We start from the raw sequence: 26,050 nt of genomic DNA, 5'->3' as shown, positions 1-26,050 counted from the left end.
CTTGAACCCCTTCAAGAACCTGTACCTGGCGTAACCCCTCCTCCTCACCTCCTTCCCCCTGACGTACCTGGGGGAGGTCCTCCTCTCCTCCAGGGCCCTCCTCTCCATCTCAGCTATTTCATTTAATAGCGCGTCCTTCCCAAGTAACTCGGGGACGAGCGAGGTCACCACGTGATTGAATGAGTGTCTCATGGTATGACCTAGCGCTCGTCCCCTTTTTAGTGTTACTGATGTAGGATCAATTAAGTCACTTTCATTCTATAGAAACAAATAGAAATCGCAATGGAGCCCTGAATCGCCCTAAGGCGATACTTAACGAAGAATCGCTTAACTACTATAACCTTATTCCAGCTATGGCCGTCGTCAACAGTTTCGGATAAACCGTAAAGTTTGTATTATTTCATTATAAACTCTTATATGATGCTAAGACCTAAGGAAGTCTGCCAACGCTTAGGAATATCCTATGCTACAGTTAGAGAATATGTTAAGAAGGGTTACATTAAACCAGTACTAGAGATTGGGAAGTGGAGGTTCGGGGAGGACGTGGAAAAGTTGATGAGAATTGTTAGGAAGAGGAACCCCACCTCTTTCTCACTCCCAGTGGGAGTAGGTGGGTTTAGGTTACCCCGCTAAGGGGGCGGAGGGGTAACGGGTTTCCCCGTGACCCCGGTGAAGCCCAAGGGCTGTGGATTGGATACAAATTCATGAAAATTTAATGAAGCCCGAACCCTATGTAGAACTCGCTTACGATCTTCTAGCTCCCTCCGACGCACATCCCTTTCCACGACCTCCCATAAGCTCTTCATGTCCCTCCCTCTGTTCCTCAGCACCATCTTCAACTTGTCCACGTTCATTTGGAGTGTACTCCGGAACTCTAAGCATTGAAACTTGGAGTTCACTCCAGAGGTGGAACCTTCAGCTCAACCTCCAGCCCCTCGTCCCCTCTGCCCAAGTAAGGCAGAACTTGATCGTATCTGGGAACCCAGACGGTGTCACCCTCAGTTCAGTGCACACCTCCTCCCTGTCCTCCACCTCGACCTCCTCCCAATCCTCACCTCCACACTTGCACATCCCCCTGGGTTCGAAATAACTCCTCTTACAGGTCTTACAACGGTAGTATCTAGTCACGGCTCATCACCAAAAACAGACACAGTTGCGGAGTTCCCAAAGCCTGCCATACTCATGGCGAGTCCGAACCTCGCACCTTTCACTTGCCTCTCCCCTGCCTCCCCCCTGATCTGAAGGAAGGCCTCCACTGCCTGAGCTACTCCGCTGGCCCCTATGGGGTGCCCCTTGGAGTTGAGACCTCCGCTTGTGTTGATGGGCATCTCCCCGTCAACCTCGGTAATTCCCTCCCACGTCTGTGCCCAACCCTTACCTCTCTCCAACAGGCCCAGGGCCTCAGCCTCAACTATCTCCAGGATCGTGGCCATATCGTGGAGCTCTGCGAAGTCCACCTTGTCCACCCTCGCTTGCCTCATGGCCTGCCTCCCTGCCTCCCTCACAGCCCTCATCTCCAGGATGTCCTCCCGGGAGGACACGTGGGATGAGTCTGAAGCTGTACCTATCCCCCTAAGGTACACGGGCCTGTCGGTAAAGCTTTCAGCCTCCTCGTCCCTCACCAGGAGGAGTGAGGCAGAACCATCGCTTATGGGACAAAACTCATACTGTCTCAAGGGCTCCGCTATGAGAGGTGAGGAGAGCACTTCCTCCAGGGATACCTCCTTCCTCACGTGAGCGTAGGGATTCCTGGCCCCATTCCTGTGGTTCTTCACTGCAACCTGAGCTATGGACTCCCTGGTTGCACCGTATTTCTTCATGTAGATCTTCGTCATGATGGAGGCCAGTGAAGGGACGGATATGCCCAGGGATCTCTCCCTGGGAGGGAGGAGAGAGGAGATCACTGAAGTCACCTCCCTGGTCCCCTTGGTAGACATCTTCTCCACCCCTATCACCAGGACGACCCTGGCGACCCTGGAGTCCAATAGACTCTTAGCCACTAGGAGGGAAGTTCCCCCACTCCCACTCGTGTTGTCAACCCTCAGGGAGGGAACGTAATCTAGTGAGAGGTAGGTGGTCACGAGGTTGTTCAGACCAGAGATACTATTGAACTCCCCAGAGTATGAGTTAGAGACCAAAACGAAGTCTATTTCCTCCCTGAACTTTCTCACGAGGGGAGAGGAGGATTCCTTGGTCAACGTGAAGATGTCCTCGCTCCTCTTACCGAACTTAGTGAGGGAGGCTCCCACTATGGCAACCATGCTCTTGCTTAGGACGATTCTGCTTAAAACTTTAACTTGAGATTGAAGCAAAAGGGTTAATGCTAAAATTTTCTTCAGAAGATATAAATCAGGCATAATTCAGTATGTAGTCTCCGAGGAATTATATACCCGATCCGACTTTATAGATCAAGGTGACTCTACCGTGGTTCTCCATGAGATCCTCAACAAGCCATTACAGAACGAATCAGGAACATAGTGAAGAATGATTTGTACCCGTTTTGGGATGACATTCCTTGTCCTCTAAAATTTTAGAATATAGTGAAAATCTAAAGTAGGTTACAGTGTTACCATGTCAGCAGTTTCCATTAAATTGTAAAGTTTATATCATTTCGTCATAAACTTTTATACAATACTAAAACCTAAAGAAGTCTGCCAACGCTTAGGAATATCCTATGCGACACTTAGAGAATATGTTAATAGTTGATAGAGGACTTAATTTCCATCTTACAGCAGTTGTGGGACTTTCCTTAGGTAGTGCCCTGTAATCAAGGTAAAATCTGATAACTGCTGGACCTTAGACTCGTTCAGCGAGAAATTGCAAGGAATGGCGAGTCACAAGTATGACAAGGTGAGGAAGTGCGTCGAGGAAATTAAGGCTCAGAAACTTTACACCAGAGGAGGAATACGTCTACCTTACCCACCTCTTTCTCACTCCCAGTGGGAGTAGGTGGGTTTAGGTTACCCCGTTAGGGGGGCGGAGGGGTAACGGGTTTCCCCGTGACCCCGGTGAAGCCCAAGGGCTGAGGATTGATATTAAATACTATGAAATCCTATGAAGCCAGAACCCCTACAGTAGAAGGAAATGAGATTACCCATGAACGTAGTGTTATGACTTTCCTCATTAATCGGCGAGACTATTAACATGGTTTAAAATCATAAACCCCAGAGTACCTGGATCGGATTCTCAACCTACATTATCTAATTCTCTATCTGAGATTTAATGTATAAAAATGCTAGAGATTTAAACTTCCTATTGTAATCTACTCATAGTCTTATTAAGTATGAATACTTTTTGTCAACCTTAGATGACTGTTCGTTTAAATTTTAATTATCACGTTGAGTGAATGGGTAATAAAGTCTAGTATTATTATCTCACATCAAAATCTAAAGGATAAGGATTATAGGGCTCACGGATCTCCAGTGTGAGTAACACTCCTAGAGTAATGATTTGAAAGTGATTTTCGCGCATTAAGGTGTTGAGAGCGTGGGTGAACCATGTTTCCCTTAGCTCTAACCGTCACTTGGGCCCTCAACGCGTATTTCTATAATATTGCTATAAGCTCTCAAAACTAAGGAAAGTTTATAATTATGGAATCTTAATCTCTATCCATGACCACGCAGGAGGAAATTAACCTACCCTTCAACGAGATGATAGAGCCGAAGTTGCTGAGGCATAGGGTAGTATCCCCTCAGCTCTACTCAGAAATACACAAGAGGAGCCTGGATCAGGGACCACAATTCTGGGAGTCAGTAGCGAGGGAACTGGACTGGTTCAAACCTTGGGAAAAGACACTGGACGACAGTAACCCTCCATTCTACAAGTGGTTTGTGGGAGGGGAGGTAAACGCCTCCTACCTGACCGTGGATAGGCACGCCAACGGCTGGAGGAGGAACAAGGTAGCCCTGATCTGGGAGGGGGAACCCTGGTCCGACGGACCCAAGGAGGTAAAGAAACTGACCTACCTGGACCTTTACAGGGAAGTGAACAGGGTCGCCTACCTCCTCAAGGAGGAGTACGGGCTCGGGAAGGGAGACACCATGGGGATATACCTCCCCATGATACCAGAACTCCCCATTTTCATGCTGGCCGCAGCTAGGTTGGGCGTAGCCTTCACGGTAGTCTTCTCTGGGTTCAGCGCTCAAGCCGTTGCAGACAGGATGAACGACGCTGAGGCCAAGTTACTCGTGACAGCTGACGGCGGGTGGAGGAGGGGAAAGGTCGTTCCCCTCAAGGACATAGTGGACAAGGCACTGGAGAGCACGAAGACCATCAGGAACGTACTGGTGGTGAGGAGGACGGGACAGGAAGTTAGGATGGAGAAGGGAAGGGACAGGTACCTACACGAGGTGCTGAGCAAGGTGCCCCAGAACGCCTACGTGGAACCTGAGAGGGTTAAGTCAGAGGATCCCCTCTACATCCTCTACACCTCTGGGACCACCGGGAAGCCCAAGGGAATAGTACACGGCGTGGGAGGCTACATGACCCTCCTCCACGCCACCATGAAGTGGGCCTTCGACATAAGGGACGAGGACGTGTTTTGGTGCACTGCAGACATAGGCTGGGTCACGGGCCACTCCTACATAGTTTTCGGCCCGCTAATGGAGGGGGCCACAGAGGTGTTGTACGAGGGAGCACTGGACTATCCCGAGCCGGACAGGTGGGTCTCCATCGTGGAGAGACACAACGTCTCCGTACTCTACACATCCCCGACAGCCATAAGGACGTTCATGAAGTACGGCGAACAGTGGATAACCAAACACGATGTGAGCTCAGTCAGGTTGATGCACTCTGTGGGGGAGCCCATTAACCCAGAGGCCTGGAGGTGGTTCTTCAAACTCGTGGGAAAGGAGAGGATACCCTTCGGGAGCACGTGGTGGATGACCGAGACCGGTGGGATACTCATAACCATAACCCCAGGGAGTTACATGGTCCCCATGAAACCTGGGACCAACGGTCCACCGATCTTGGGAGTGGCTGCCAACGTGTATAACGATGAGGGCAAGCCCGTCCCCGAGGAGACTAAGGGTTACCTGGTGATAGAGAGACCGTGGCCAGGGATGCCACTCACTATCCACAGGGATCCAGAGAGGTACGTTAAGGTGTACTGGAGCAAGTTCCCCGGGACGTTCTATGTGGGAGATTACGCAGTGAAGGACAAGGACGGTTACTTCTGGATACTGGGTAGGGCAGACGAGGTGTTGAAGATAGCTGGCCACAGGATAGGCACCTATGAGCTGGAGAGCGCACTGATACAACACCCTGCGGTGGCTGAGGCTGCTGTGGTGGGAGTCCCTGATCCCGTGAGGGGAGAGGTCGCGGAGGCCTTCGTCATACTCAGGGGAGGTACGTCGGTCAGGCCAGAGCTCAAGGAGGAGTTAGTCAAGTTCGTGAGGGAGAACTACGGACCCATAGCCGTATTCAGGGAGATCCACTTCGTGAACAAGTTACCCAAGACCAGGAGCGGTAAGATAATGAGGAGGGTGGTCAGGGCCGTGGCCACCGGGAGCGAAGTGGGAGACATCACGAGCCTCGAAGACGAGGCATCTGTGGAGGAGATAAGGAAGGCCTTACAGGAGTTCAAGGAGGAGTTAAAGAGAACGTAATTTTTTACTTCATATCTTGGAAAGTCTCGAGAAGACCTTGGAGGGAAGAAGTGAACATACATTACTGATTGAGGGGGCGTACGTGACATGTTTGGAGGATCTCTCATCGCTCTTTGAAGTGATGAACGGACTGAGGTACAACTATGACCTGGGCTGAATCCTTTTCATGTTACAGCAGTTATGGGATTTTTCGTTAGGTTTAGCCTCGAAGTCAAGGCAAAATCTAATAACTACTGCACTTTAATCTAGCTCTCGCTTTCTTCATCACGTGATTTCACTAACTGGTTTGCTATTTCTATTAACTCCTCAGGTCCTATACTTAAATCACCGTAATCCGGTGGTTTTTCCCTCAAACTCACTAATCCTACCTTCTCAGCTATTTTATCCATCCTTTTAACAGCTTCTCTCGCTTCAGAACTCGAAAATTCACCCATTTTGATCTCAAAAGCCCAAATAGGTTTCTTCTTTTTTACAATAATTACGTCTATGTCTTCCTTCGGAGAATAATACTGTACCCCTCCGAAATATTTCGAAAGCATTTCTCCTAGACTGAACTGAACCTCCCTACCAATAGGTAAGTCCTTGACTTCCAAATCCGTTTCACTTATAGCATATTTGGATTCAGCGTAAAGCGTAAGTGAAAGGGCAGGAGACCTGATTCTGTAATAATTTTCCCTAGACAGCGTGGGAATTTTTTGTACTAATCCCATCTTAGCTAACTTATTGACCATTGAGGATATCGTTCCTTCCCCTCCTTTAGGTTGTATTATACCGGCAATTTCAGACGTCTTCCATATTCCTTCCCCTAGAAGTAAAAGGATTTTATAATAGGTGTCTGTAAGTTGCCTTTCCTCCTCTTTGAACACTTCCCCTAACAGCCCCTTAGAAATTAACGAGAATTCCCTTATTCTACTAACGAATTCCTCATAACTATTTATGAAAGGAATTATCCAAGGGTCTCTGTATAAGGTTGAAAGTACGGGGTCTCTAATTTGAGTTAGCACATCTTCATAAGATATTATGTCTATTTCAAGGGGGGTGAATAAACCGAGTAATGGACTATTCCTATCAAATACTTTATTAACTATACCATAACTAGAGCCTATTATTACTAGAATACCTTCCTTATCCCAATTACTTATCATAGCCCAATGGATCTCAGGTAATCTTTGGAACTCGTCTATTACCGCCACGCCCCCTCTGCGTAGGATCCCTTTGACCTCTTTCATAGCCTCATCAATCTTTACCACCGTGTCATCTAAGGTGATTGCGTTATTTGAATCAGCTATTAAAACGTAATAATCCATCTTAAGGTTTCTCTTTACTAAGGTACTTTTTCCTGTCTTCCTCCTGCCGTAAATTAAAGTCCAGTTTTTTATTCTTCTTATCTCCTCCTCTTCTCGCCTTTTAATATATAGTCCCACAGGACTAGTCCTATAGGACTAGTATTTATAGATTAGCACGTCAAGACAGCAAACGAGAAAACAAAGGTAGGACGAACTGTAGTGAACTACCCCGCCCTCACCGGTAGACCCAAAATCACCTCCTTGAAAATAAATCTATATTATTAATAAGCGATTCTACTGATTTAAGTAGAAAATCTCTTAGATAGAATAAATCATCAGAAAACAAGAGTATTAGGAGTATCCTGAACTGCTCCCTCCTCACCTCCCCCTTGAACACGGTGTACAGGGAGTAGAGGACCGCGGCCAGCACGAAGATCAACGTGCGGAAGACGAACTTGGTGGAACTGGTGAAGGGGAGAAAAGCCTTGATGTTCCGGTAAGAGGTCTCTATGGGACCCCTCACCTTGTTGTACAACTTCAACACCTCCCCCTTAGGTAGGTCGAGGTTCGTAGCCCTAGCGAAGTAAACTAGAGTCCTCTTCTTTCTCTTAACCTTCTCCTTGCTGTACACGAGGAGCCTGAACTCGACCTGCTCGTCCCTCCTGTGCCTCTTACTGTTCGTCTCGTACTCGCCGTCGAACTCCTGGTAGACCTTCACGTCCCCAACAGGAACTCCGATTATGTACTTGAACTGCGAAACGAAGTTGAGCACGTCTACAGTGTAGAAGCCCGCGTCGAGAGTTATCAACCTCACCTTGAACCCCATGGCGACGACTTGCTCCACGAGGGCCTTCACGACCTCATCCTTAGTCATCCCGTTCACTTGAGTGACGAAGGCCAGTAGGAGCACTTTCCCATCTTTAGTCGTCGCAGTTGCGTAGTTCCAAGAGTTTCCCTCCTCTGAACTCCCGAGCCCTCCCACCGGTCTCCCGTACCAGGTCTTGGTGGTCCAGTCTATTGAGAGGTCTATCTCCCTTACTCCCTTCAGTACCTCCAAGGATATTTTCCTCACTTGTTCCAAGAGTTTCTCAATAACTTCCACCCCCTGCTCCTCCACGTAATTCCTCACGGTCTGTGGGGACACGCCATACGCCCTCGACTTGCTTTCCACCGAATCGTTCCATAAACACGCTGAGATGAGGGTTCTCGCCACCTCTTCCCCTCTCTTTCCCTTGAAGTTCAGCATGGAAAGTAATTTATATCCTATTTGTTGTACGTTGTTTTGGTGAGGGAGATGGTGTATTACCATCTCACTTGCTCACGTGGTAATACCACATCTCCCTCACCTTAAACCTTTCTTCAACTGAATTCTTAATACTCACATAAATCCTGTTATCTATCGTGAATCGATATTATTCTGTCAGAATTATTTTTCATAATATGATTTTGGGTCTACCGTCACGGACGGGGCATCCCCACCTCGCGATGAGGATTTCCTGCTTCTTCCAGGAAACTTACTATACACCCCCTCTGAGAAGGGGATGTACAGCAGAGGTTTCCTGTCCACAGGCTCTAAGGGCAGTCCCGACCCCGCACGAAGAATATTTAGAGAAGCGTTATAGTCACGATCAGCGACCCAACCGCACTTGGGGCATACAAACACACGGTCAGCCAAAGTCAAATCCTTCTTAACGTGTCCGCACTTGGCACATGTTTTTGAAGTATTCCTCGGATCTACCTTCACCACCCTCCTACCAGCTCTTTCAGCCTTGTAGGAGAGGTAGCTCACGAACTTGGAGAAGTTAGTGTGAAGAATATGCTTTCTCAAAACTTTGCTCTCACTGTCCTCAACCATCTCCTTCACATCGAGATCTTCCACGCATATCTCATCATACTGTTCTACGAGCCATGAAGTTACCTTGTGAATATGATCGTTCATGAGATTCTTCACATGCTCGTGCATCTTGGCTAGTTTTTCCCTGACCTTCTCGTAGTTTCTAGACCCTTTCTTTTTTCTTGATAATAATTGTTGTAAAATCTTTATCCTCTTCTCGACCTCATCAAAAACCCTGGGGTTCTCTACCACAGCACCGTCAGTGGTGGTTACGAGTTTCTCCACTCCTAAGTCTATCCCAACCACTTTTCCAGTTTTTTCAAGAGGTTTCTTTTCGACCTCAACCTGGAAGATAGCGTACCATCCAGTTGCACTCTTCTTTATTATCACTCCTTTTACCTCGCCTTCTAACGGTCTGTGGAAGAGCACTTTCATCTCCCCTATCTTTGAGAGAATTAGTTTATCCCCGACCACCTTGAAACCGGATTGATTGTAGTTTATGATCTTCATGATCTTCTTGTACCTCAGTTTCCCCACTCTCCTCCCTCTCTTCTTCAGTTCGTGAAGAGAGTTGATGTTGTACCACAATTGGTTGTTCACCATTTGGAGGGCCTTGGAGTAAACCAGTTCCTTCCCTTCTATTTTCAAGTCTTTCAACATGTCTTGGGTGTCCTTAGGTGTCATCCTTCTCCCTTCTTTCCTCGCGTTATTCACTGCGTCCAACAGGGCATTGTACACTTTAGCCTCAACCTGCATCACCCTGAGGAGTTTTTCCTCCCTAGTTGGGTAAATCCTGTACTTGAATGATAGCTGAATCTTGTCACTCTTTCCCCTGGCTCTCCACATATTTTTTCAGTACCTCCAGTGTTACCTGTCCACTTGTTGCTAGGAAGTAGGAAGGCGACCAGAAGTGTCCTTTCCACAGTTTCTCCTTTACTTGTGGGAACCTTCTCTGTATTTCCCTAGACGTGATCGTCTTGATCGCGTTTATGTATCTGGGTATATTCAAGGTCGGTTTCGCCCTGAATAACATGTGGAAGTGATCTTTATCCACCCCTATGTCTATGACCTCAACCTCGAACGTTTCGCTTATTTCTTGAATTTGTTCCTTTAGGAAGTTGATTATGTCCTCATTTTCGAACACCTTCCTGCGGTACTTCACCACCTGGACATAGTGGTAATAAAGAGCGTAAACTGAATGCGATCCTCTTTCCAATCTGTACCGCATAGTTACATCTATTTTTTAATAACTATAAAGGGTTTCCGTAAGGGGGCTGTCCATCCCCCACCTCACGGAGGGGGACTTCCGCCCCCCTAACCCCTATAGAAAGTTAAAGGATAAGCGAACTTACGGTGCGTGAGCTGGACCCCTCTAAGCGAAGTGTTAGGGGGATTAGAACCTCGTCCTTCCACAACTGAGAGGAACCAGGTTTAAAAATTTGAACGAGGCGAACGGTATAAGAAACTTAAATCGTCCTCTGAAGCCATTACAAAGCGTGTTGCTCAAATCTCGGGTACTATTGAAAGTATGGTAGAAAAGTATACTAAGACTGTAACGCTTCTACGTAACTACTGGTTATTTTTAATCATCTAAATATCGTTTTGACAAGTTGTGTTTATATAGTATCACCGAAGTAGTTTTTATTGATGATCCCCCTAACTGATGACGGGCACTGCTCACGAGGTTTGGGGAGTTATAAAGGTGTGGATGGGAGGGTATTGAAGTTTCCCTCGACTAGCCCCAATGAGTTAAGGGTGACCCTGTATGATCCCTTAAGAGGGGTGCCCGTGGCGGAATTAGAAGTAATTAAAAAGGAAAAGTTACGCCACGGGTAAACACTATTAACTTTGTTTCAAGCCCCGTCAACGTAATAAGATATTCCCTTAGTTCTTATTGACTATAAGTGATAGTTTTCGTCCTTAGTTAGCCCTACCTTAGTCTCATCTATCACATAAATCATAATCAGTCCCGTAACATACTTCACGAGTAAAGATGAGTAAGGTGGAGGTAACAGTCCTTATTTAACGTCCTCTACGTAATTAAACGAACTAGGTATTCAGTAACTTCCTTACTACTGGGCCTCTTTAAGGGGTCTGGTGATAACATTGTCTTCACAGCAGTTATCAGAGAAGGACAAGGTTCTAATCCCCCTTTTTGCCTTGATTACAAGGCGCCACTTAAGGACAGTAGTTATCAGATTTTGCCTTGACTTTAAGGCGACACCTAACGAGAAATCCCACAACTGCTGTAAGGGAAAGTCACGAAACTACTGTTGGGGGAGAGTTTACACCGTTGACGAGAAACTACTGAGGAAGGTCAAGGACTTACCTTTCGTGCTCCCCACATTACAGAGTAGAGGGACGGCTCTCCCGCTCATGAGGGCAAATGATTCCCTAACCCTCATTTCTCATTCGTAATCTTCTTTTCTCACTCGGTTCTCAGCGTGTCCCTCACTCAGGTAGTCCCTGAGGTTCTCGCATGCCCTCACCAGGGCCCTCTTGAGCACCTCTCCGCTCGCAGTAGCCCCTGCTGTGTGCGGGGTACCGGCGAAATTCTCCATCCCCCAGAGCGGCGAGTCGAAGTTCTCCTTACCTCCCTTCCTCCAGAAGACGTCCGTACCGAACTTGAATCCCTTCCTCTCCTTCATGATCCTGATGACGTCTTCCTCCACCACAGTTTCGGCCCTACCTACGTTCACCAGGATCACTCTCTCCTTGGTCCTGGAGAGCAAATCGTAGTTCAATAACCCCACGGTCTCCTTGTTGAGTGGGAGAGCATCGAATATGACGTCAGCCCTCCCCATGAGTTCCTTCAGGTCCTGAAGTCCCCTCCTCTCTGAGAAGAGCTCGGGCCTCCTGAAGGATCTTGAGACCCCAATCACGTACATATCGAAGGCGTGCTTAGCTATCCTGGCTATCTCAGACCCTATCCCTCCTCCTCCCAGGACGAGGGCTGTCCCTCCGTGGAGGAGTACCGTGTCCTCCCTCCTCCTCACGTTCACGTTCTTGGCCAGGGCTAAGGCCAGGGCCCACGCGTGCTCCGCGACCGACGTCGAGTAAGCCCCAGCGTTTGAGAACACCTCGACGTGGGCAGGTATAAGTTGGAAGGGTAGGTCGTCAACTCCTGCAGAGAAGGTCTGAATCACCTTCAGCTTAGGCATCTTGCCCACGTAATCCTTTACCTGGGAGGGCCACGCCAGGAGAGCTTCACCTTCCTTCAGGTACTCCTCCACGTTCCTGTCCTTAAGGCCCCACCTGTCCAGAAGGGAGTGGCACTCCTCAGGAAGTTCCCTGGTGGAGATTATCATGTTCAACCATTAACTCTCAAGGTTAAAAAGGACTCCACCCACGAGTTCCTGAAACTTGAGGGTTGAAGGTTTTTTACCTCATATGTCATATTATACTATATGAAGTGGTGGAGAATACTCTGGTTCCTCTTGAGGTTGGGCAGATTACTCAGGAGGAGATGATGGGAGGTCTGAACAGCTTCTCCTCCTGACGTGCACTAAACCTTTAAGGTCAAGTTTTTATTTTCCCGTGAACTACTTAAACTCATGGAGATAATCCTCAAGGAGATAAGCAGGCAAGTGAACGAGTTGACCAAGGAGTTCTATGAGAGGATCCTCCCTCCCGTGGACATCTACGAACAGGGCAACACCTTGCTGGTGTTGGTAGACCTCCCAGGTTTCGACAAGAAGGACATAAGCGTCAGGCTCACCTCGGAGGGCGTGTTGAGGATCGAGGCCAGGAGGGATGTGGAACAGGCGGGGATCAAACACGTGACCCAGAGACCCTCCAGGCTGTCCAGGGAGTTCAAGCTTCCGGTGAAGGTTCCCAAGGATGCCGAAGTGGAGGGCAAGTACGAGAACGGCGTGCTGACCCTGAAGATCCCCATAGAGGGGGCAGCTAAGGTAAAGATAGAGTGATAGTTATCCCCAGGAGTGCCACTAGGAGAGAGAGGAACTCCCCCTCCACGAAGTACAGGGGTATCGAGGCGACCACTACCGGCACTCCAACCCACTTTTTCCCTGCCAACCTGTTTCTGGGAAGCTCCGGTCTCTTGAGCATCCTCTCCTTGAGACTCCCCGTGAAGACGTTCACGTAGTCCATGATCTCGTCCCTTATGGCCTCTCTCATGAGCCCCTCCTCCTCGACCAACCTGACCAGGTTCGGGAGGAAATCGAACTCCGGGTCTATCATCCTGCAGACTCCCTCCAACACTGCGGACATCCTGAAGTATAATGCCAACTTCTCCGGTAACCTGAGGGGGAACTTGAAGAAGGCCTCACTGGCCATCCTATTGAAGTCCTCCAGCTCCAGCTGGTCCACCGGTACTCCCTTGATCTCCTTGATCATGAGTTCGAAACCCTTGGCCAACACCATCCTGTCGGCGAAGGGCTGGATCGCACCCAACTGTTCCAGTACGTTCACCAACATCACCGGATCCCCCCTGCTAATCGTCAGGTACATCCTTATGAGCTTCAGCCTGGTCTCCCTATCTATGGTCCCGACCATCCCGAAGTCGTAGAGGATCAAGTTACCCTCCTCATCCACGGATATGTTCCCCGGGTGCGGATCTGCGTGGAAGTATTGTCCCTTCAGGACAGGGTAGACAAAGACCTTGAACACCCTCCACGCCAGGTTCTTGGGGTCCACCACGGACTTGGCCTCCTGTGACGTCACTTTCATACCGGGGACGTACTCCATCACCAGGACCCTCCTGGTTGCCTTGACCGTCCTGGGTATCCTGACCCTGAACCCCTCCAATGTCTCCCTGATCTTCTCGGTGTAGAACGCTTCCTTCTCGTAGTTCAGCTCCTCGAAAATCCTGGAGGAAAACTGCCTGAATATCATCTTGAGTGTCTCCACAAGGGAGGAGTCCAGGAAGAGTCTAGTGAGCGGGAGGAAAGTCCTTATGAGGGATATGTCCTCCTTGAGGATCTCCTCCACTCTGGGTCTGTTGACCTTTATGGCCACTGGGGTCCCGTCCTTCAGTTTCCCGAGGTGAACTTGTCCAAGGCTTGCTGCAGCTATGGGGATTTCCTCCACCTCCTGGACTAGATCCCCCACCTCTGAGAATATGACCTCTCTGACCTGGGAGAAGGGAGCTGGAGTCACCTCGTCCTGGAGTCGCTGTAGTTCCTTCATGTACTCCTCCGGTAGCACATCAGCTCTCACCGAGAGTACCTGCCCGAGCTTTATGAAGGTCGGACCTAGTTCTATGAGGGAATCCACGAACTTCTTGGCCTCCTCACGCATTTCCTCCCTGTTTACGCTCTCACCCCTCAAGATCTTCCTCCTGAACTCCCTGTACTTGAGTAGTCTGGGAGTAATCTTCCTGAGGATCGTGAAACCCCTTGTGATCCTGGCCATGATTTAAATCCTCGGTAGTAAGTAAAATTTATTGGTTCAGCCCCAGCCACAACCGGTCGAGCCAATATCTCGGGTACTAAAGGTCTAGATCCTCAGGTTATGTTCCCGCTCCTCCCTCCAGGCTTTGCTCCTCTCCAGTTGAACTCTTATGGGGGTCAGGTTTCATTGAATTTTCGTGAATTTATATCCAATCCTCGGCCCTTGGGCTTCATTGGGCTCACGGGAAAACCCGCTCACACCCCTCCGCCCCTCAGCGGGGTAACCTAAACCCACCTAATCCCGGTGGGAGTGAGAAAGAGGTGGGGAAACCCACACATCTTGAGGAAGATGTTGAGGGACGCGTTCAGCTGTCTATCTAGGGTGAACCCACAACCTCTCGCAACGAAAAGTCCTACCTTTCGGGAATAAGACTTTAAATTGTATTATGACAACAATAACCCGGTGAACATGCTTGAACGTGAAGAAGATTTACGACCTCTCCGTGACACTCCTACCCCACATGCCCATATGGCCCACTAACCCCATGCCAGAGATCGTGCCCATAGGCATCGTGAGTAGGGACGGGTACAACGTAGAGAAACTGGACTTCTCCACCCACACAGGGACACACATAGACGCCCCGTATCACTTCGACGAGAGGGGAACCACGGTGGACAAGATAGACCTGAATGTCCTGGTCAATAAGGGCTACTGTATAAGGCCGAAGTATAACTCCAAACAGGAGATCACAGCTGAGGCCCTGAAGGCAGTGTGGAGACCTGAATACGACGGGAAAACCATACTCATAGACACGGGGTGGAGCAAGAAGAGGGCCTTCACCAGGGAGTTCCTCTACGAGTTCCCAGGACTCTCCATGGACGGAGCAGAGTTCATCATGGAGCACAAGGTGAAGCTCGTCGGAATAGACACCTTGGGCATAGAGCCCTACCATCACACCGACTTCCACGTGCACAAGAGGCTCCTGGGTGCAGGAGTCACTGTGATAGAGGACCTGGCAAACTTGGATCAACTGCAGGAGGGTAAGGAATACCTGGTGGTTGCCCTCCCGGTGAAGGTTGGGAACGGATCAGGAGCCATGGCCAGAGTCATTGCCATAGAGGAATGAGCATGAGAATAAACAACATAGACCTTGATGCAGTTAAGGCACTCTCGGAGAGGGCCAGGAGAGAAGGATCAATCCCCATGGAGAGACACATACAGGGAGAGTTCAGGTTTGACGGTTCCCCCATGTTCGTGGCTGAGATGAGGACTGAAACCACCAAGGTGATAGTCACCGCAGACGAGCCCAAGGTTCTGGGGGGTCAGGGAGTCCACGGCACGCCCCTCAGTTACACCCTGTTCGGTGTCATGGCCTGTTTCGCCTCCACCCTGGCCATAGAGGCCGCCAGTTCCGGCGTGGAGCTCAAGGAGCTAAGGATATCTGGGCACATATATTACGACCTCGCACCGGTAGTTGGAGAGTCCGATAATCCCATCATCAAGAAGGTTGTCCTCGAGGTGAAGGCAGACAAGGAGCTGGGGGAGGTCTTGAGGAGGGCAGAGAGGAAGTGCCCCGCCCTCTACGCTGTGAGGAACCCGATCCCGGTCGAGGTGAAGCAAGTCTAATTTTTCTCCTTTATAGCATGGGGATTTTTCCTTAGGTAAGTCAAGAAGGAGAACGAGAAGTATGGTGCTTACCCGTGGCGTAACTTACCTTCTTTAATACTTTTAATTCCGCCACGGGCACCCATCCTAGGGATCGTAACGGTCACCCTACAAGTCGCTGGACTAATCGAGGGAAACTTCAATACCCGTGAAACTTCTCCCACCCTCATGAGCAGTGTCCGTCATCGGTTGGGAGGTCATCGAGAGAGATTTCTGGGTAACGCTTCACGAACGTGACCGACGTCAAAACGATATTTATAAAATTGAAAATAACGAGCACTTACGTGAGGGAGTAATAGTTTAATGGATCCCTTTTACGAGGTGAGTGCCCAGGTCGGTTAGGAAGTAGGGACTCTCCTTTAGACCGTCACCGACTCCAGGTGCCCTACTAGAGCCTCTATAGCAGGAAGTTAACCCACACTCTACCTCACCAGGTAGTAGAGCAACACCCCCTCAACCGTGTTCACGGGGGTCAGCGCTAGGGTCACAGCCAGGGTGAACTTCAGGTCGAAGCCGTAGATCCTGGCGAACACCGAGTCGGTGACTGCTGGGGGCATGGCCGACTCCAACACCACCTGTCTCAGGGCGTCGGTGTTCCCCCTAAGGAACAGTAAACTCAGGACGAGTATGAGGATGGGCGAGAGTACGCACCTGGTTAAGGCGACCAGCGTAAACCCCTTCCTCTCCACCGAGTTCACAGATACGCCCAGCGCTCTCAACGAGACTCCAAAGGAGAATATTATCACGGAGAGCCCTATAACGGTACTCAAGGAGGTCGCCAGAGGAGGCAAGTGAAGGAAGGGATGGAGGATCCCTCCCGTCAACAGGCCCACTATGGAGAGACTACCCTGAACGTACGTCTGAGTGGAGGCTCTCCCACTCCTCCCCATGAGCAACTGGTAAGCTACCAGGGCAACTATGGGCCTGAAGAAGCTCACCCCTGAGGCGAAGGTAGCAGCGTAGCCGTAACTTCCCTGCAGTATCAGGAGAAGGGAGAAGGGTAGGTTCACGCTGTTCATGAGTGCCCCGGCCAAGATCACAGAGCCCAAGGTCTGCCCACTCAACCCCTTACCCATGAGGAGTATCACCGGGACTATCAGCAAAAGGTAGACCACTAGGAGGAGGAAGAGGTCCAGGTCCTCAGGTAGGAGGCCCCTGTCTATGACTCCCATGAAGAAGAGCATGGGGATGATGAACCAACTGTTCAGGGGGTTGAGGAACTTGAGGACGTTGACTGTACCTGACCGGGTAGAGGTGAGAAGGTATCCCAGAACTCCGGAGGTGAGGAGCACAAGTCCCTGGGTGAACTGAGACATGAGAGACGGAGAGAGACAGGGGCTAAAAGTCCTTCGAGTTCTACCGGTCTCACTTTTAATCGTGATTCAGGATCTCCACTCGTCGACCTTGTGCACGTATACCAGGTAGGATATTATCCATGACACGGCAAACACCCCCACTATGGTTAAACCGACCAGGCTCCAATAGCTCTCACTGTTTATCTCCCCCACGAGATACCAGGGCCACCCGCTCAGTCTGAGTTGAGCCTGCAATAGGCCCAGTAACTCCAGGGAGCCCACCAGGAACGCCACGATCACTGAGATCACGGTCATGCTGAGGTTATACCAGACCTTCCTCACTGCGTCCCCCGAGAAGGCCCACCTGTAGGCTGAATTCATGAAGAACCCGTCGCTCGAGTCCACGAGCGTCATGCCCGCAGTGAAGAGGAGTGGGAACACGAGGAGCTCGTAGGGAGGTACTGCCGTGTACAGGGAAGCGGTTGAGGCCGAGATGGCGAGGAGGGCAGTCTCGGTGGCCGTGTCGAAACCCAGGCCGAACAGGAGACCTATGGGATAGAGGTAGTACTGGTTACCCACAAGTCTGAAGAGGTTACGGAAGAACCTGCCCATGAGGCCCCTCCTCAGTAACACCTGGTCTACGTCAGTTTCCTCCCCCTTTATGACCCTCCTGAAGAGGGCGTAGATCTCCAGGGCGACGATGAGGTTGAGGGCACCCAGGAGGTATAGGACACCTCCACTGATCAACGTACCCAGGAGTCCTCCGAGGCTTTGGAGTTGTGGTACACTCTTCACGACCTCCCTGGAGACGAATATTAGAGCCGCGGAGAGGAGGATCACCACGGTCGAGTGGCCCAGGGAAAAGAAGGTACCTGCGAACAGGGACTCCCTACCCTCCTGGGTGAGCTTCCTCACAGAGTTGTCTATGGCAGCCAGGTGGTCTGCATCCACGGCGTGCCTGAGGCCGAAGAAGAAGGCCAGGGAGCCCAGACCGGTCATGGCCCCTCCCAGTTTGTCCGAAAGGTCAGCCAACCAAATGAAGAGTGCAAAAACCAGGACTAGCATCGAGGCGTAGAACCCCACGATCACCCTCTTTGGAAGCATAGGGCTGGATAGCCTATCCAGATAATAAGACTTTCGGTTAAGGACGCGGTTCGCGGGTCCCTCAACTTTCATCAGAGAGTTCCGGGAGCTTTTTCCAAATCGAGGTATAATTTGGAACTTAGGTTTTCCAATGAGCCTAACGCCTGAGAGCGTCGAAATTCCACGAAACTGACATATAACTGCACGGACGTGACCTTTTTCCAATGTGCTTGTGTAGTTACAGCAGTTATGGGATTCCTCGTTAGGTGTAGCCTTGAAGTCGAGGCAAAATCTGGTAACTGCTGTAGTTATTAGGTTTCCCTCGATAACAGGACGTCAGTTAAGGGAAAGTCAAATAACTACTACTCGGGAATCACGTCACCTTTCTCTCCTCAAGCTGTTCTCCAGGGGAGGGTTTCCCTCAAAGGTTATAAGCCATCAAGACTTAAAATCTCAATGATTTTCTCCCTCGCGTTCTCCCTGAGGGTGAAGGACGAGGTAATAGTCCAGCCCTTCAGTTCCAAGGTCTCGAGGATGATCCTCGCCCAACTCTACCCACACTATCTCAAGTCCACGGACTCTCCGGGACCTAAACCCCACAGGGTGACGGCCCTCAGGGACCGCAGGCCTCTGTTCTCCACAGGGAAGAACGTTCTACGCCTCTACCCTGGGAAGGAGTATACCTTTTACCTGAACTCACTGGAGCAGGTCCTGGCAGAGGAGGTCTTGAAGAACCCTTCAGGTACTGTGAGGGTGTACCACACCGAGGGAAAGGTGGAGCTGAACCAAGTGAAGTATGTGCAGGTAGAGTCCTTAGCCCTCGAGGACTCCCGAACGTACGTGGTCAGGTTCCTCACTCCTACCCTCCTGCAACCCCCAAGGCCGTCCTTCAAGAGGAGGAGGAACAGATATGTACTCTTCCCCTACTCCCCGCTCCTCCTCACTTCTCTGGCAGTGCACTGGAACGCCTTCTCCCACGTGAAGGTTAACGGGGTCGGGGGTCTCAGGGCCCTGTACTACTTTAGGGAGGTCGGTTACAACCTCACCCCAATAACTGTCCCCTATGAGCAAGGGACGGTCAGGGGATTCGTGGGGTGGACCAAGTTCTCCCTGGACGCCAGGAGGAGCTCGGGGTTCAGGGAGAAGGTTAGGACTCTCCTGGGGTATGGCAACTTCATGGGGGTCGGGAAGTCCAGGTCCATAGGCTTCGGCGAGATTGAGTGCTTTCCATGGAGGGCCAGAGGGGAGGGAGAAGAGACGGATCGGACATGACCGGAGATTGCTGAGGTGGGAGAAGTGTTGGGGCATTGAGCAGGATTTACACTCAGTTCACTGTTCAACCTCGATCAGCAACCAAGGCCCCTGAATCTCGAAGTCAGTTAAGTATCAGTTACGGGATTTTCCCTTGAGTATCGCCCTGTAATCTAGGCGAATTCTAATAACTGGGGTTGAGTCTTCTGAACGCCCCTTGGAGAGCCCAAACTCCCCCCGGTCACTCGAGCTCCCTCACATGCGGTGAGCTCAGGCCTAGCCTCATCAGAACCGGGGAGGTCCCGGTCAGGGTTGACTCCCATGTACGCCCCTTCCCTAGTACTCAGGAGACCCCTACGCTTATATCCTTTGTCTCCCGTTCCCTATTATGGTAAAACTCGTCTCTGTCCTGGGCACTACCCCCGGTGGAATCTACGAGACCTTCATCAACCTAAGTCAAGGGAAATACGAGGCCGAAAACCCGACGCCTGTAAAGGTGGACGAAGTGTACGTGATCAGGACAAACAACGAGGCCGTAACCTTTGCGTGGAAGCTGGTCAAAGCAATATTCGCGTGTTGCGGATCAAAGGAAATTATCATAGCAGACATCCCCCTGCCCATGGATGACATAAACAGCGCAGACGACTTCAAGAAGTTTAGGAAGGAGGTAGGCTCGAGGATAAACGTGGGGGACTACGTAGATTTCACAGGGGGGAGGAAGGCCATGAGTGTGGCCGCAGCTCTGGAGGGCCTCCACAAGAGGGCCCACATCGTCACCACCGTAGTATCTCCAGATGAGTACACCAGGGTGAACAATCTCCTCAAGCCCCTGAAAGCCAAGGAGAGGGATGTGGAGGAGGCTGGCCAAGGTAAGTGCGACCAGTTGAAAGAGGTATGTGACCTGATCTCTAAGAACTCCAGAACCATACTTTTCTTTTGAGCCCGGAACGAGACGAGTGCGGTTGTGAGCGCTAACGTGGGTTAACCCCAGAACTGGAATAACGTCCAAGGTCTGAACGATCCTCTGAGGACTTTCGTGAGGTGCTCAACCTCGATAGTCACGGATTCCCCTCTGAGGAGTTTCAACGCCCTCGTGGGCTTCTTAAATACTTTTTAGCATTCACACGAATCTTGTTTTAAACTGATCTGTAATTTCGACTTTGAGTGGGCTCAACGTGGTCAACACCCGAGGAAATTCTACAACCAGTACAGATCCTACTTCATCCTAAAGTTCCAAATCCTCCCACCTACTTGACTACGTTGATCATCCACGCTGATTCAAGAAGTGAGTATCAGACGAGCAGTTATGGGAGTTTCCCTCAAGTGTCACCTCACCATCAAGGCGAGACCTAACGTCCCCCATCGGACCTTGGAACACGTTAGTATTACCGACGCGAGCGGGAGCTTGACACTCGAGGTCCCAGAACACGGTAATACTCCACGACCTGCTCGATGACGAGTCACAGATCACACTCCTCGTGAAATTACCCTGACCACGTCTCTACACCTCTGAGAAACTAGCAGTTTCTTTAAATAAAGATTCCTTCGCCTTCTAATTAGTTTTTAATCAAACAGGTAAAAGCTTAAAAGATCTCCAATCATTAAAAGTAAGACCTGACATGACAGAAAAGAAGGAGTTGGCTCGTAACTCCGTTAGTTATAGGGAAGTCGTAGCTCAGGGTGTGGACTGAATCCTTTTCACGTTAATAGAAATCTTTTTATATCTGTTTATAACGAATTTTCGTTGATAAATAATGACCTCCCACACCGATGTGGGCTATGCCCAAAAGGGTGGGAGTGATTGCAGAGATGTGAGCCCCGTGCCGTTGGGCTCGAAGGAGTCCCATGACCCACCTACAGTAAGTGGGTGGTTGAGGGCTAAGTCCCTACACTCTATCATGAATGAACATAAAATGATTGAAATGAAAGTGTAGGGACAAACGGGGAGCTGCGCCTGCTATGGCCAGCCTAGTGACCCTGACAGGTGCTGCAGCCTACGCATACGGCTCTTTCCCTCTCGCCGTAGCGCTAGCTACCTTTGCCGTCCTTCTGGACGCTACCAGGCTCTCTATCACGAGCAGATACGTTCAGAGCGCCGGCGGTATTTACGCCTTCATCTCCGAAGGGTTAGGGAAGAAGGTGGGCTTCCTCATAGGTTGGGCCTACGTGCTCTACGCTCTCACGGCACTGGTGTTCATATACCTCTCTGTGGGAGTCTTCTTACCTGGGGCACTGCAGGTCCTCGGAGTCAACACACCCTCCTGGATCTGGGCTCCCATCGTGGTCGCTGTGGCCCTGTTCGGTGGAGTCCTATCCTACCTGGGGATAAGGCCTTCCCTGAAGTTCATCCTGACCATGAGTATCGTGGAGATACTGTTCATCGTGGGGACTTCGCTCCTGATCTTAAGCAGAGTCCCTCCAGACCCTAAAACCTTCACGCTGGCCTACGCTCCTCCACCCTCAGCCTTCAACGTGGGAGTGGGGATGGCCTTCGTCTTTTTAGCGTTCGCCGGCTACGAGACCGCTTCGGTCCTGGGAGAGGAGGCTGTGGACCCGAAGAACACCATAACCAAGGGAGTATTCACCAGTGCCCTCCTGGTGGGGATAACTTACGTCCTGGCGAGCGAGGCCTTCACCGTGGGTTGGGGGGTCAACGATATGTCCTCGTTCTTCACCAACCTGGTTCCAGGTATAGTACTGGGAGTCCGATATGGGGGGTTCATCCTCGGCGTGATACTCACGGTACTCCTGATCAACAGCGGACTTACAGACTCCGTGACCTTCTTCAACACAGTGTCCAGGGTAGTCTTCGCCATGGCCAGGGACGGAGTGTTGGACAGGAGGCTGGAGGGGGTACACGACAACAACAAGACCCCCCACGTGGCAGTCGTTTTCGCCCTACTGTTCTCCCTGATATACACCGTCGTCTTCTCAGTGTTCCTGAGCCCGGCCAACGTGTTCCTGGCTGTTGGGATAACCACGACATTCGGTTTCCTGGTTGCCATATTCACCGCAAACATAAGCCTGCTCTTCATCCTGAGGGAGCACAAGGCGTTGAACCTCTGGAACATACTGCTAACGGCGATCATAAACGCCATAGTGGGGTTCGTGATATTCGCCAACATAGTCACCACCTCGGTCAACTCCTACGTGCTCATAGGAGTCGCGACCTTCGTGGTGTGGATGGTGATCGGAGCGATTTACGGGGCCCTGAGGAAGGAGATCAGGACTTGAGCGGTTAGGTTAAAAACCCTTTTTTAGATAGTTCCCTTGAACTAGTTCGAGAGTTGTTCCGTTTGTCCCTAACACTTTTCAATAATTTTATCTTTATTCATGATGGAATACAGGGACTTAGGCCCTAAACACCTACCCGACCTCAAGGTAGGGGGTCACGGGACTCCTTGGAATCAAACGGCACTAGGCTCAGATCCCAGATCGCTCCCACCCCTTTGGGGAGAGCCCGCATCTAGTGGGAGGACATCTTTTATCAGTAAAGACATAATAAAAGGATAAAAAATACCTTCACTAACATAAAGAAATCAGCCCAACTCGCTCTTAGTTTCGTCCCCGTCGGGACTCAACGATAGTAGGACACTAGACTGTGACTCACCTATTCCCTGAGAGGTGCCTGATACTAATCAAGGGAAAGCAGTTATGGGACTTTCCGTTGGACATCACCTTGCAACCAAGGTTAGATCCAATCACTGCATCAAGGTATCTCCCTTAGCCTGAGGGAGGCGATGTTGTAACGGGACGACATGAGATGCCCTGTTAAAATTAATTTAATCCAATGTTTTTTGATCTCCCCGCCCTAATTATCACATGGAAGTCAAACACTTGTTCAGGGGAAACCTGATAAGCCTGATCGCGTCCCTAGTCATTCTCCTCGAGTTAACCCTGCTGGAGTTTGAGGGGTTGAACTTCATCTTTGCCCTCCCTTCAGTCCTGACACTGTGGGTCATCTGGGCCATGGCCATCCCTTCAGTTCTCACCTACCACATGGTCAAGTTGGAGAGGCAATGGATGTTGGACTTCTTCGGAGCACTGGCCGTGATGATCGCCGGGATAGGGCTCGTGTACCTCACCCTAGGGAAGTTCCTGGGGGTGGAGCTGATCCTACTGGGCTACACCCTCGAGCCCGTGGCTGGGATACCCATATACCTGACAGCCAAGAGGGTCAGGCCCACCTACTCCTCCCTCTTCTTCTGGGGGGCTGTAGTGTTCACTGCAGGCCTGCCCCTCTACCTCGTGAACTTAGGACCTGTAGCCATCGTGGGTGACGTGGTCAAGATGGTGGGCCTCGTGGGTCTCCTCTTAACCTTGAACACCAGGAGTTACGTGGGAGGGAGCGCCTACAGGCCCAGGTGAAGGCAAACGGTAGACTGTAACTCTTTTACGTAACCACTCGTTATTTTAATTACTTCTAAACATCGTTTTGATTAAGTAATGTTCGTGTAGTATTACAAATAGTTTTTACTGATGATCTCCCAACTGGCGACGGACACTGCTCACGAGGGTAGGAGTGATTGGATAGGAGGGTGTTAAAGCTTCCCTCTACTAGTCCCAATGACTTGAGGGTGACCTTTATGAGCCATTGAGAGGGATGCCCGTGGTGTGATTGGAAGTGACTAAGAGTAAGGATAAGTTACGCCACGGGTAGAACCTTCCGAGGTCCCCATAAACCTGGAGCTCCTCCCCTAACTTAATAGCAGACCTCTTCTTGATGAGCTCAGGGCTATCCCCCAGAGTGGTGGGCCTCCTCCACGTCCGAAAGCCAGCGGAAAACCAATGCAAGACCTAGTTGACTGAATCCTTTTTCACGTTAACAAATTTTTTTATATTTGTTTATTTTCGTTGATAAAAGATGAACTCTCACTCGATGTGAGCTCTGCTCAAAAGGGTAAGAGTGATCTGGGATCTGAGCCTCGTGCCCATCGGCTCCGAGGAGTCCCATGACCCACCTACCGTTAAGGCTGGTAAGTGGCTGAGGGCTAAGTCCCCGCACTCCATCATGATTGAACACAAAGTGAGTGAAATGAGAGCGTAGGGACAAACAGAAGAGGGTATCTTCCCTTCGTTGTCACGGGTCTTTAGTCCTCTTCTGGCTCAACAAGCCGATAATCTCGTCCACGTATTCCGGCACTTTATTGACCACGTCCTCAATTTGTTTCTTTTCAACTTCGTCAGCCTTAACGGTCCCGTCTGGTCCCACCTGAACTTTCAGATCTTTCGACAGACCTCCATGCATCAGAACGTTCCTAAGCCTCAGGACGTTACTATTCTCTTTTTGGTAACCTTCGACCACCTCATTGTTGCATTGATCGTAATTATTATCATCATCGGCGAATTTTCCCCCTCCCTGCTCCTTCAGGCAGAACGCTATTGGGAGTTCCCTTGCTAGGGAAAGGGCCTTATCGTAAAGGGAGGCCCTCACGTAGAGGTTCAGTAAACGCTTCATTGAGGTCAAGTCGTCCCCCGGCTGAATCAGGTCCCCGACCTTCAACGTCGAGCTCAAGTTGGAAAGGACTAACTCCTCTTTGTCCAGATCCTGATGGTCATACCAATTCAGGAAATATGCCCTCAGGGTGTTCACGTCGCCCCTTATCTGATCCATGTGATTCCTAACATCGGCCATACTCTTCACTGCCTTTACCGAGAAACCGTTCCTTATGTTCCAGAGAAGGTCCTTGACCTTATTGGTATCTGTCTTCTTCACCCGTTCGATCAAACCCTTGTCCTTGAACTCTTTCGGGTTCAAACGTCCCAGCTGACCGCTGAAGTCCCTGAAGTACCTCTCGTCCAGATTCTTTATGGATTCAGAGATCATCATGGAATTCTTCATTGCCTCAACTAATCCCGTCAGCTCCACGACTTCGACCTCGGCCTGGACTCCTGGTCTCCCCATGATGGGGGCCGAGAAGAACCTGGAGTCAAACAGTGAACCGGCAGTCAAGACAGCAGAAATCAGGACGTTAGTCCCATGGGTTAGGTCGACGAGGTATTTTTCACAGGAGAGGTCCTCAAACACGGAGTAGATGACGTTGAAGATGAAGCTCGGGGTCCTACTCCTCTGATACTGTACAGTCTGAGGTGTGCCATTAGAGTCGAGGACAATCTTCCCTCCACTACTCCTTTTAGCACTCCCCACTCCCACGTTGGGTATAAGTCTCACGTCCAACTTATCCAGGAAGGTCTCGAGTGCCTCCCCGGTCTGGTTCTCCATTCCTAGCTCGTTAGCACGAGAGGTCACGAGCCCCTTGTAAGCCTCCTTTACGCTCTCCCAGTCCTCGTTATCGTCGTGTATCAGGCTGTCTGGGAGTAAGGCGACTACCTCCTCCGGACTGAAGACCTTGTGTAAGGCGTGGGCTGCGAAGAAAGTCTTTACCTTTATCCCCGCGTTTCCGTCGTTTATGATGTAGTCCACAAGCTCGTAATTGGTCACGTCCCCGGCGACGTAAATTAGACAGGATTTCATATATATTTTGTGAGGTCTTAGAATTTAAGCTCATTTGACACCCCAAGCTTGTAGTCATCCCTTCCACCGACGAGAGGGCGTCTCGATGGATTGGCCTGGACGCATTAAGCTATCGGTCACCTCCACCGGGGATCTTAAGGTCAGCCATAACTCGCCGGTTTCATGCAGCAGGTATTAGATTTTGCCTTGATTACAGAGCGATA

The 26,050-nt window shown here is 50.3% G+C and carries 24 protein-coding genes and 4 pseudogenes; 14 read left to right on the top strand and 14 right to left on the bottom strand.

Annotation, left to right across the window (positions count from 1 at the left end; all coding sequences use genetic code 11):
* Positions 1 to 192 (bottom strand): annotated as a pseudogene (locus tag METMK1DRAFT_RS02235) (IS256 family transposase); the annotation flags it as partial.
* A gap of 228 nt (positions 193 to 420) precedes the next feature.
* On the opposite strand from METMK1DRAFT_RS02235, the pseudogene METMK1DRAFT_RS02230 reads away from it, so the two are divergent.
* A pseudogene (locus tag METMK1DRAFT_RS02230) lies at positions 421 to 576 on the top strand (helix-turn-helix domain-containing protein); the annotation flags it as partial.
* 339 nt (positions 577 to 915) lie between these two features.
* Here the strand turns inward: METMK1DRAFT_RS02230 and METMK1DRAFT_RS02220 are convergent.
* Together METMK1DRAFT_RS02220 and METMK1DRAFT_RS02215 are read right to left on the bottom strand one after the other, a co-directional pair.
* Positions 916 to 1,128 carry a zinc ribbon domain-containing protein gene (locus tag METMK1DRAFT_RS02220; RefSeq protein WP_048087359.1) on the bottom strand — a complete coding sequence of 71 codons (213 nt, stop codon included), beginning with the start codon at positions 1,126 to 1,128 and terminating at the stop codon, positions 916 to 918.
* Positions 1,125 to 2,261, bottom strand: a complete 1,137-nt coding sequence (locus METMK1DRAFT_RS02215; RefSeq protein ID WP_048087351.1) for a thiolase family protein — start codon at positions 2,259 to 2,261, stop codon at positions 1,125 to 1,127. The genes METMK1DRAFT_RS02220 and METMK1DRAFT_RS02215 overlap by 4 nt, the downstream gene beginning before the upstream one ends.
* A 370-nt stretch (positions 2,262 to 2,631) precedes the next feature.
* On the opposite strand from METMK1DRAFT_RS02215, the pseudogene METMK1DRAFT_RS19875 reads away from it, so the two are divergent.
* From METMK1DRAFT_RS19875 to METMK1DRAFT_RS17165, 3 genes and pseudogenes are all read left to right on the top strand, one after another.
* Positions 2,632 to 2,697 (top strand): annotated as a pseudogene (locus METMK1DRAFT_RS19875) (MerR family transcriptional regulator); the annotation flags it as partial.
* Positions 2,698 to 3,611: 914 nt separating this feature from the next.
* The gene (gene acs, locus METMK1DRAFT_RS02210; protein WP_009070357.1) at positions 3,612 to 5,606 is read left to right on the top strand and encodes an acetate--CoA ligase; all 1,995 of its coding nucleotides are present in this window, start codon (positions 3,612 to 3,614) and stop codon (positions 5,604 to 5,606) included.
* Between the two features lie 16 nt (positions 5,607 to 5,622).
* On the top strand, positions 5,623 to 5,763 hold the full coding sequence (locus tag METMK1DRAFT_RS17165; protein ID WP_009070355.1) for a hypothetical protein: 141 nt from the start codon (positions 5,623 to 5,625) through the stop codon (positions 5,761 to 5,763).
* Between the two features lie 88 nt (positions 5,764 to 5,851).
* Here METMK1DRAFT_RS17165 and METMK1DRAFT_RS02205 read toward each other — a convergent pair whose 3' ends face one another.
* The 4 genes from METMK1DRAFT_RS02205 to tnpA form a co-directional block, all read right to left on the bottom strand.
* The gene (locus tag METMK1DRAFT_RS02205) at positions 5,852 to 7,030 is read right to left on the bottom strand and encodes an AAA family ATPase (protein ID WP_009070354.1); all 1,179 of its coding nucleotides are present in this window, start codon (positions 7,028 to 7,030) and stop codon (positions 5,852 to 5,854) included.
* 115 nt (positions 7,031 to 7,145) lie between these two features.
* The gene (locus METMK1DRAFT_RS02200; protein WP_009070353.1) at positions 7,146 to 8,201 is read right to left on the bottom strand and encodes an ISH3 family transposase; all 1,056 of its coding nucleotides are present in this window, start codon (positions 8,199 to 8,201) and stop codon (positions 7,146 to 7,148) included.
* A 117-nt stretch (positions 8,202 to 8,318) separates the two neighbouring features.
* A complete protein-coding gene (locus METMK1DRAFT_RS02195; protein WP_009070352.1) occupies positions 8,319 to 9,572 on the bottom strand; it encodes an RNA-guided endonuclease InsQ/TnpB family protein in 1,254 nt (417 codons plus the stop codon).
* The gene (gene tnpA, locus METMK1DRAFT_RS02190) at positions 9,547 to 9,954 is read right to left on the bottom strand and encodes an IS200/IS605 family transposase (RefSeq protein ID WP_009070351.1); all 408 of its coding nucleotides are present in this window, start codon (positions 9,952 to 9,954) and stop codon (positions 9,547 to 9,549) included. Before tnpA ends, METMK1DRAFT_RS02195 begins: the two co-directional genes overlap by 26 nt.
* Before the next feature lie 419 nt (positions 9,955 to 10,373).
* Between tnpA and METMK1DRAFT_RS02185 the strand changes: the two genes are divergently transcribed.
* Positions 10,374 to 10,562 (top strand): hypothetical protein, encoded by a 189-nt coding sequence (locus tag METMK1DRAFT_RS02185; protein ID WP_009070350.1) that lies wholly within the window; start codon positions 10,374 to 10,376, stop codon positions 10,560 to 10,562.
* Between the two features lie 572 nt (positions 10,563 to 11,134).
* On the opposite strand, the gene METMK1DRAFT_RS02175 is transcribed toward METMK1DRAFT_RS02185, so the two are convergent.
* A complete protein-coding gene (locus tag METMK1DRAFT_RS02175; RefSeq protein WP_009070348.1) occupies positions 11,135 to 12,034 on the bottom strand; it encodes a 2-hydroxyacid dehydrogenase in 900 nt (299 codons plus the stop codon).
* 246 nt (positions 12,035 to 12,280) lie between these two features.
* Here METMK1DRAFT_RS02175 and hsp14 point away from each other — a divergent pair, with 246 nt between their 5' ends.
* The gene (gene hsp14 / locus METMK1DRAFT_RS02170; protein WP_009070347.1) at positions 12,281 to 12,652 is read left to right on the top strand and encodes an archaeal heat shock protein Hsp14; all 372 of its coding nucleotides are present in this window, start codon (positions 12,281 to 12,283) and stop codon (positions 12,650 to 12,652) included.
* Here the strand turns inward: hsp14 and METMK1DRAFT_RS02165 are convergent.
* Together METMK1DRAFT_RS02165 and METMK1DRAFT_RS18745 are read right to left on the bottom strand one after the other, a co-directional pair.
* Complete coding sequence (locus METMK1DRAFT_RS02165; RefSeq protein ID WP_009070345.1) at positions 12,633 to 14,099, bottom strand: ABC1 kinase family protein; 1,467 nt, start codon at positions 14,097 to 14,099, stop codon at positions 12,633 to 12,635. The genes hsp14 and METMK1DRAFT_RS02165 overlap by 20 nt on opposite strands.
* A gap of 162 nt (positions 14,100 to 14,261) precedes the next feature.
* Positions 14,262 to 14,495 (bottom strand): annotated as a pseudogene (locus tag METMK1DRAFT_RS18745) (zinc ribbon domain-containing protein); the annotation flags it as partial.
* 61 nt (positions 14,496 to 14,556) lie between these two features.
* Between METMK1DRAFT_RS18745 and METMK1DRAFT_RS02160 the strand changes: the two are divergent.
* Both METMK1DRAFT_RS02160 and METMK1DRAFT_RS02155 read left to right on the top strand, forming a co-directional pair.
* On the top strand, positions 14,557 to 15,204 hold the full coding sequence (locus tag METMK1DRAFT_RS02160) for a cyclase family protein (protein ID WP_245544526.1): 648 nt from the start codon (positions 14,557 to 14,559) through the stop codon (positions 15,202 to 15,204).
* A gap of 2 nt (positions 15,205 to 15,206) precedes the next feature.
* Positions 15,207 to 15,704 carry an OsmC family protein gene (locus tag METMK1DRAFT_RS02155; protein WP_155812259.1) on the top strand — a complete coding sequence of 166 codons (498 nt, stop codon included), beginning with the start codon at positions 15,207 to 15,209 and terminating at the stop codon, positions 15,702 to 15,704.
* Positions 15,705 to 15,772: 68 nt separating this feature from the next.
* Here METMK1DRAFT_RS02155 and METMK1DRAFT_RS17160 read toward each other — a convergent pair whose 3' ends face one another.
* From METMK1DRAFT_RS17160 to METMK1DRAFT_RS02145, 3 genes are all read right to left on the bottom strand, one after another.
* Positions 15,773 to 15,913 carry a hypothetical protein gene (locus tag METMK1DRAFT_RS17160; RefSeq protein ID WP_155812258.1) on the bottom strand — a complete coding sequence of 47 codons (141 nt, stop codon included), beginning with the start codon at positions 15,911 to 15,913 and terminating at the stop codon, positions 15,773 to 15,775.
* 252 nt (positions 15,914 to 16,165) lie between these two features.
* Positions 16,166 to 17,059, bottom strand: a complete 894-nt coding sequence (locus tag METMK1DRAFT_RS02150; RefSeq protein ID WP_009070339.1) for an AEC family transporter — start codon at positions 17,057 to 17,059, stop codon at positions 16,166 to 16,168.
* Between the two features lie 66 nt (positions 17,060 to 17,125).
* Positions 17,126 to 18,142, bottom strand: a complete 1,017-nt coding sequence (locus METMK1DRAFT_RS02145; RefSeq protein WP_009070337.1) for a HoxN/HupN/NixA family nickel/cobalt transporter — start codon at positions 18,140 to 18,142, stop codon at positions 17,126 to 17,128.
* A gap of 435 nt (positions 18,143 to 18,577) precedes the next feature.
* On the opposite strand from METMK1DRAFT_RS02145, the gene cas6 reads away from it, so the two are divergent.
* The 6 genes from cas6 (at position 18,578) to METMK1DRAFT_RS18070 (ending at position 24,419) form a co-directional block, all read left to right on the top strand.
* Complete coding sequence (gene cas6, locus METMK1DRAFT_RS02140) at positions 18,578 to 19,393, top strand: CRISPR-associated endoribonuclease Cas6 (RefSeq protein ID WP_009070335.1); 816 nt, start codon at positions 18,578 to 18,580, stop codon at positions 19,391 to 19,393.
* A 367-nt stretch (positions 19,394 to 19,760) separates the two neighbouring features.
* Positions 19,761 to 20,312, top strand: a complete 552-nt coding sequence (gene crn1, locus METMK1DRAFT_RS02135; RefSeq protein WP_009070334.1) for a CRISPR-associated ring nuclease Crn1 — start codon at positions 19,761 to 19,763, stop codon at positions 20,310 to 20,312.
* Between the two features lie 814 nt (positions 20,313 to 21,126).
* The gene (locus METMK1DRAFT_RS02130) at positions 21,127 to 21,306 is read left to right on the top strand and encodes a hypothetical protein (protein ID WP_009070332.1); all 180 of its coding nucleotides are present in this window, start codon (positions 21,127 to 21,129) and stop codon (positions 21,304 to 21,306) included.
* Positions 21,307 to 21,331: 25 nt separating this feature from the next.
* Positions 21,332 to 22,606, top strand: a complete 1,275-nt coding sequence (locus METMK1DRAFT_RS02125) for an APC family permease (protein WP_009070330.1) — start codon at positions 21,332 to 21,334, stop codon at positions 22,604 to 22,606.
* Between the two features lie 588 nt (positions 22,607 to 23,194).
* Positions 23,195 to 23,740 (top strand): hypothetical protein, encoded by a 546-nt coding sequence (locus tag METMK1DRAFT_RS02115; protein WP_009070328.1) that lies wholly within the window; start codon positions 23,195 to 23,197, stop codon positions 23,738 to 23,740.
* Between the two features lie 538 nt (positions 23,741 to 24,278).
* Positions 24,279 to 24,419 (top strand): hypothetical protein, encoded by a 141-nt coding sequence (locus METMK1DRAFT_RS18070; RefSeq protein WP_245544525.1) that lies wholly within the window; start codon positions 24,279 to 24,281, stop codon positions 24,417 to 24,419.
* 33 nt (positions 24,420 to 24,452) lie between these two features.
* Here METMK1DRAFT_RS18070 and METMK1DRAFT_RS02100 read toward each other — a convergent pair whose 3' ends face one another.
* Entirely contained in the window at positions 24,453 to 25,847 is a 1,395-nt protein-coding gene (locus tag METMK1DRAFT_RS02100; protein ID WP_009070326.1) for a TM1812 family CRISPR-associated protein, read from the bottom strand.
* Between the last annotated feature and the right edge of the window lie 203 nt (positions 25,848 to 26,050).

Origin of the sequence: Metallosphaera yellowstonensis MK1 (assembly GCF_000243315.1) — an archaeon.
GTDB classification, from domain to species: domain Archaea; phylum Thermoproteota; class Thermoprotei_A; order Sulfolobales; family Sulfolobaceae; genus Metallosphaera; species Metallosphaera yellowstonensis.
The sequence above is the reverse complement of the archived record's forward strand: the minus strand, read 5'-3'. Positions and strand labels throughout refer to the sequence as shown.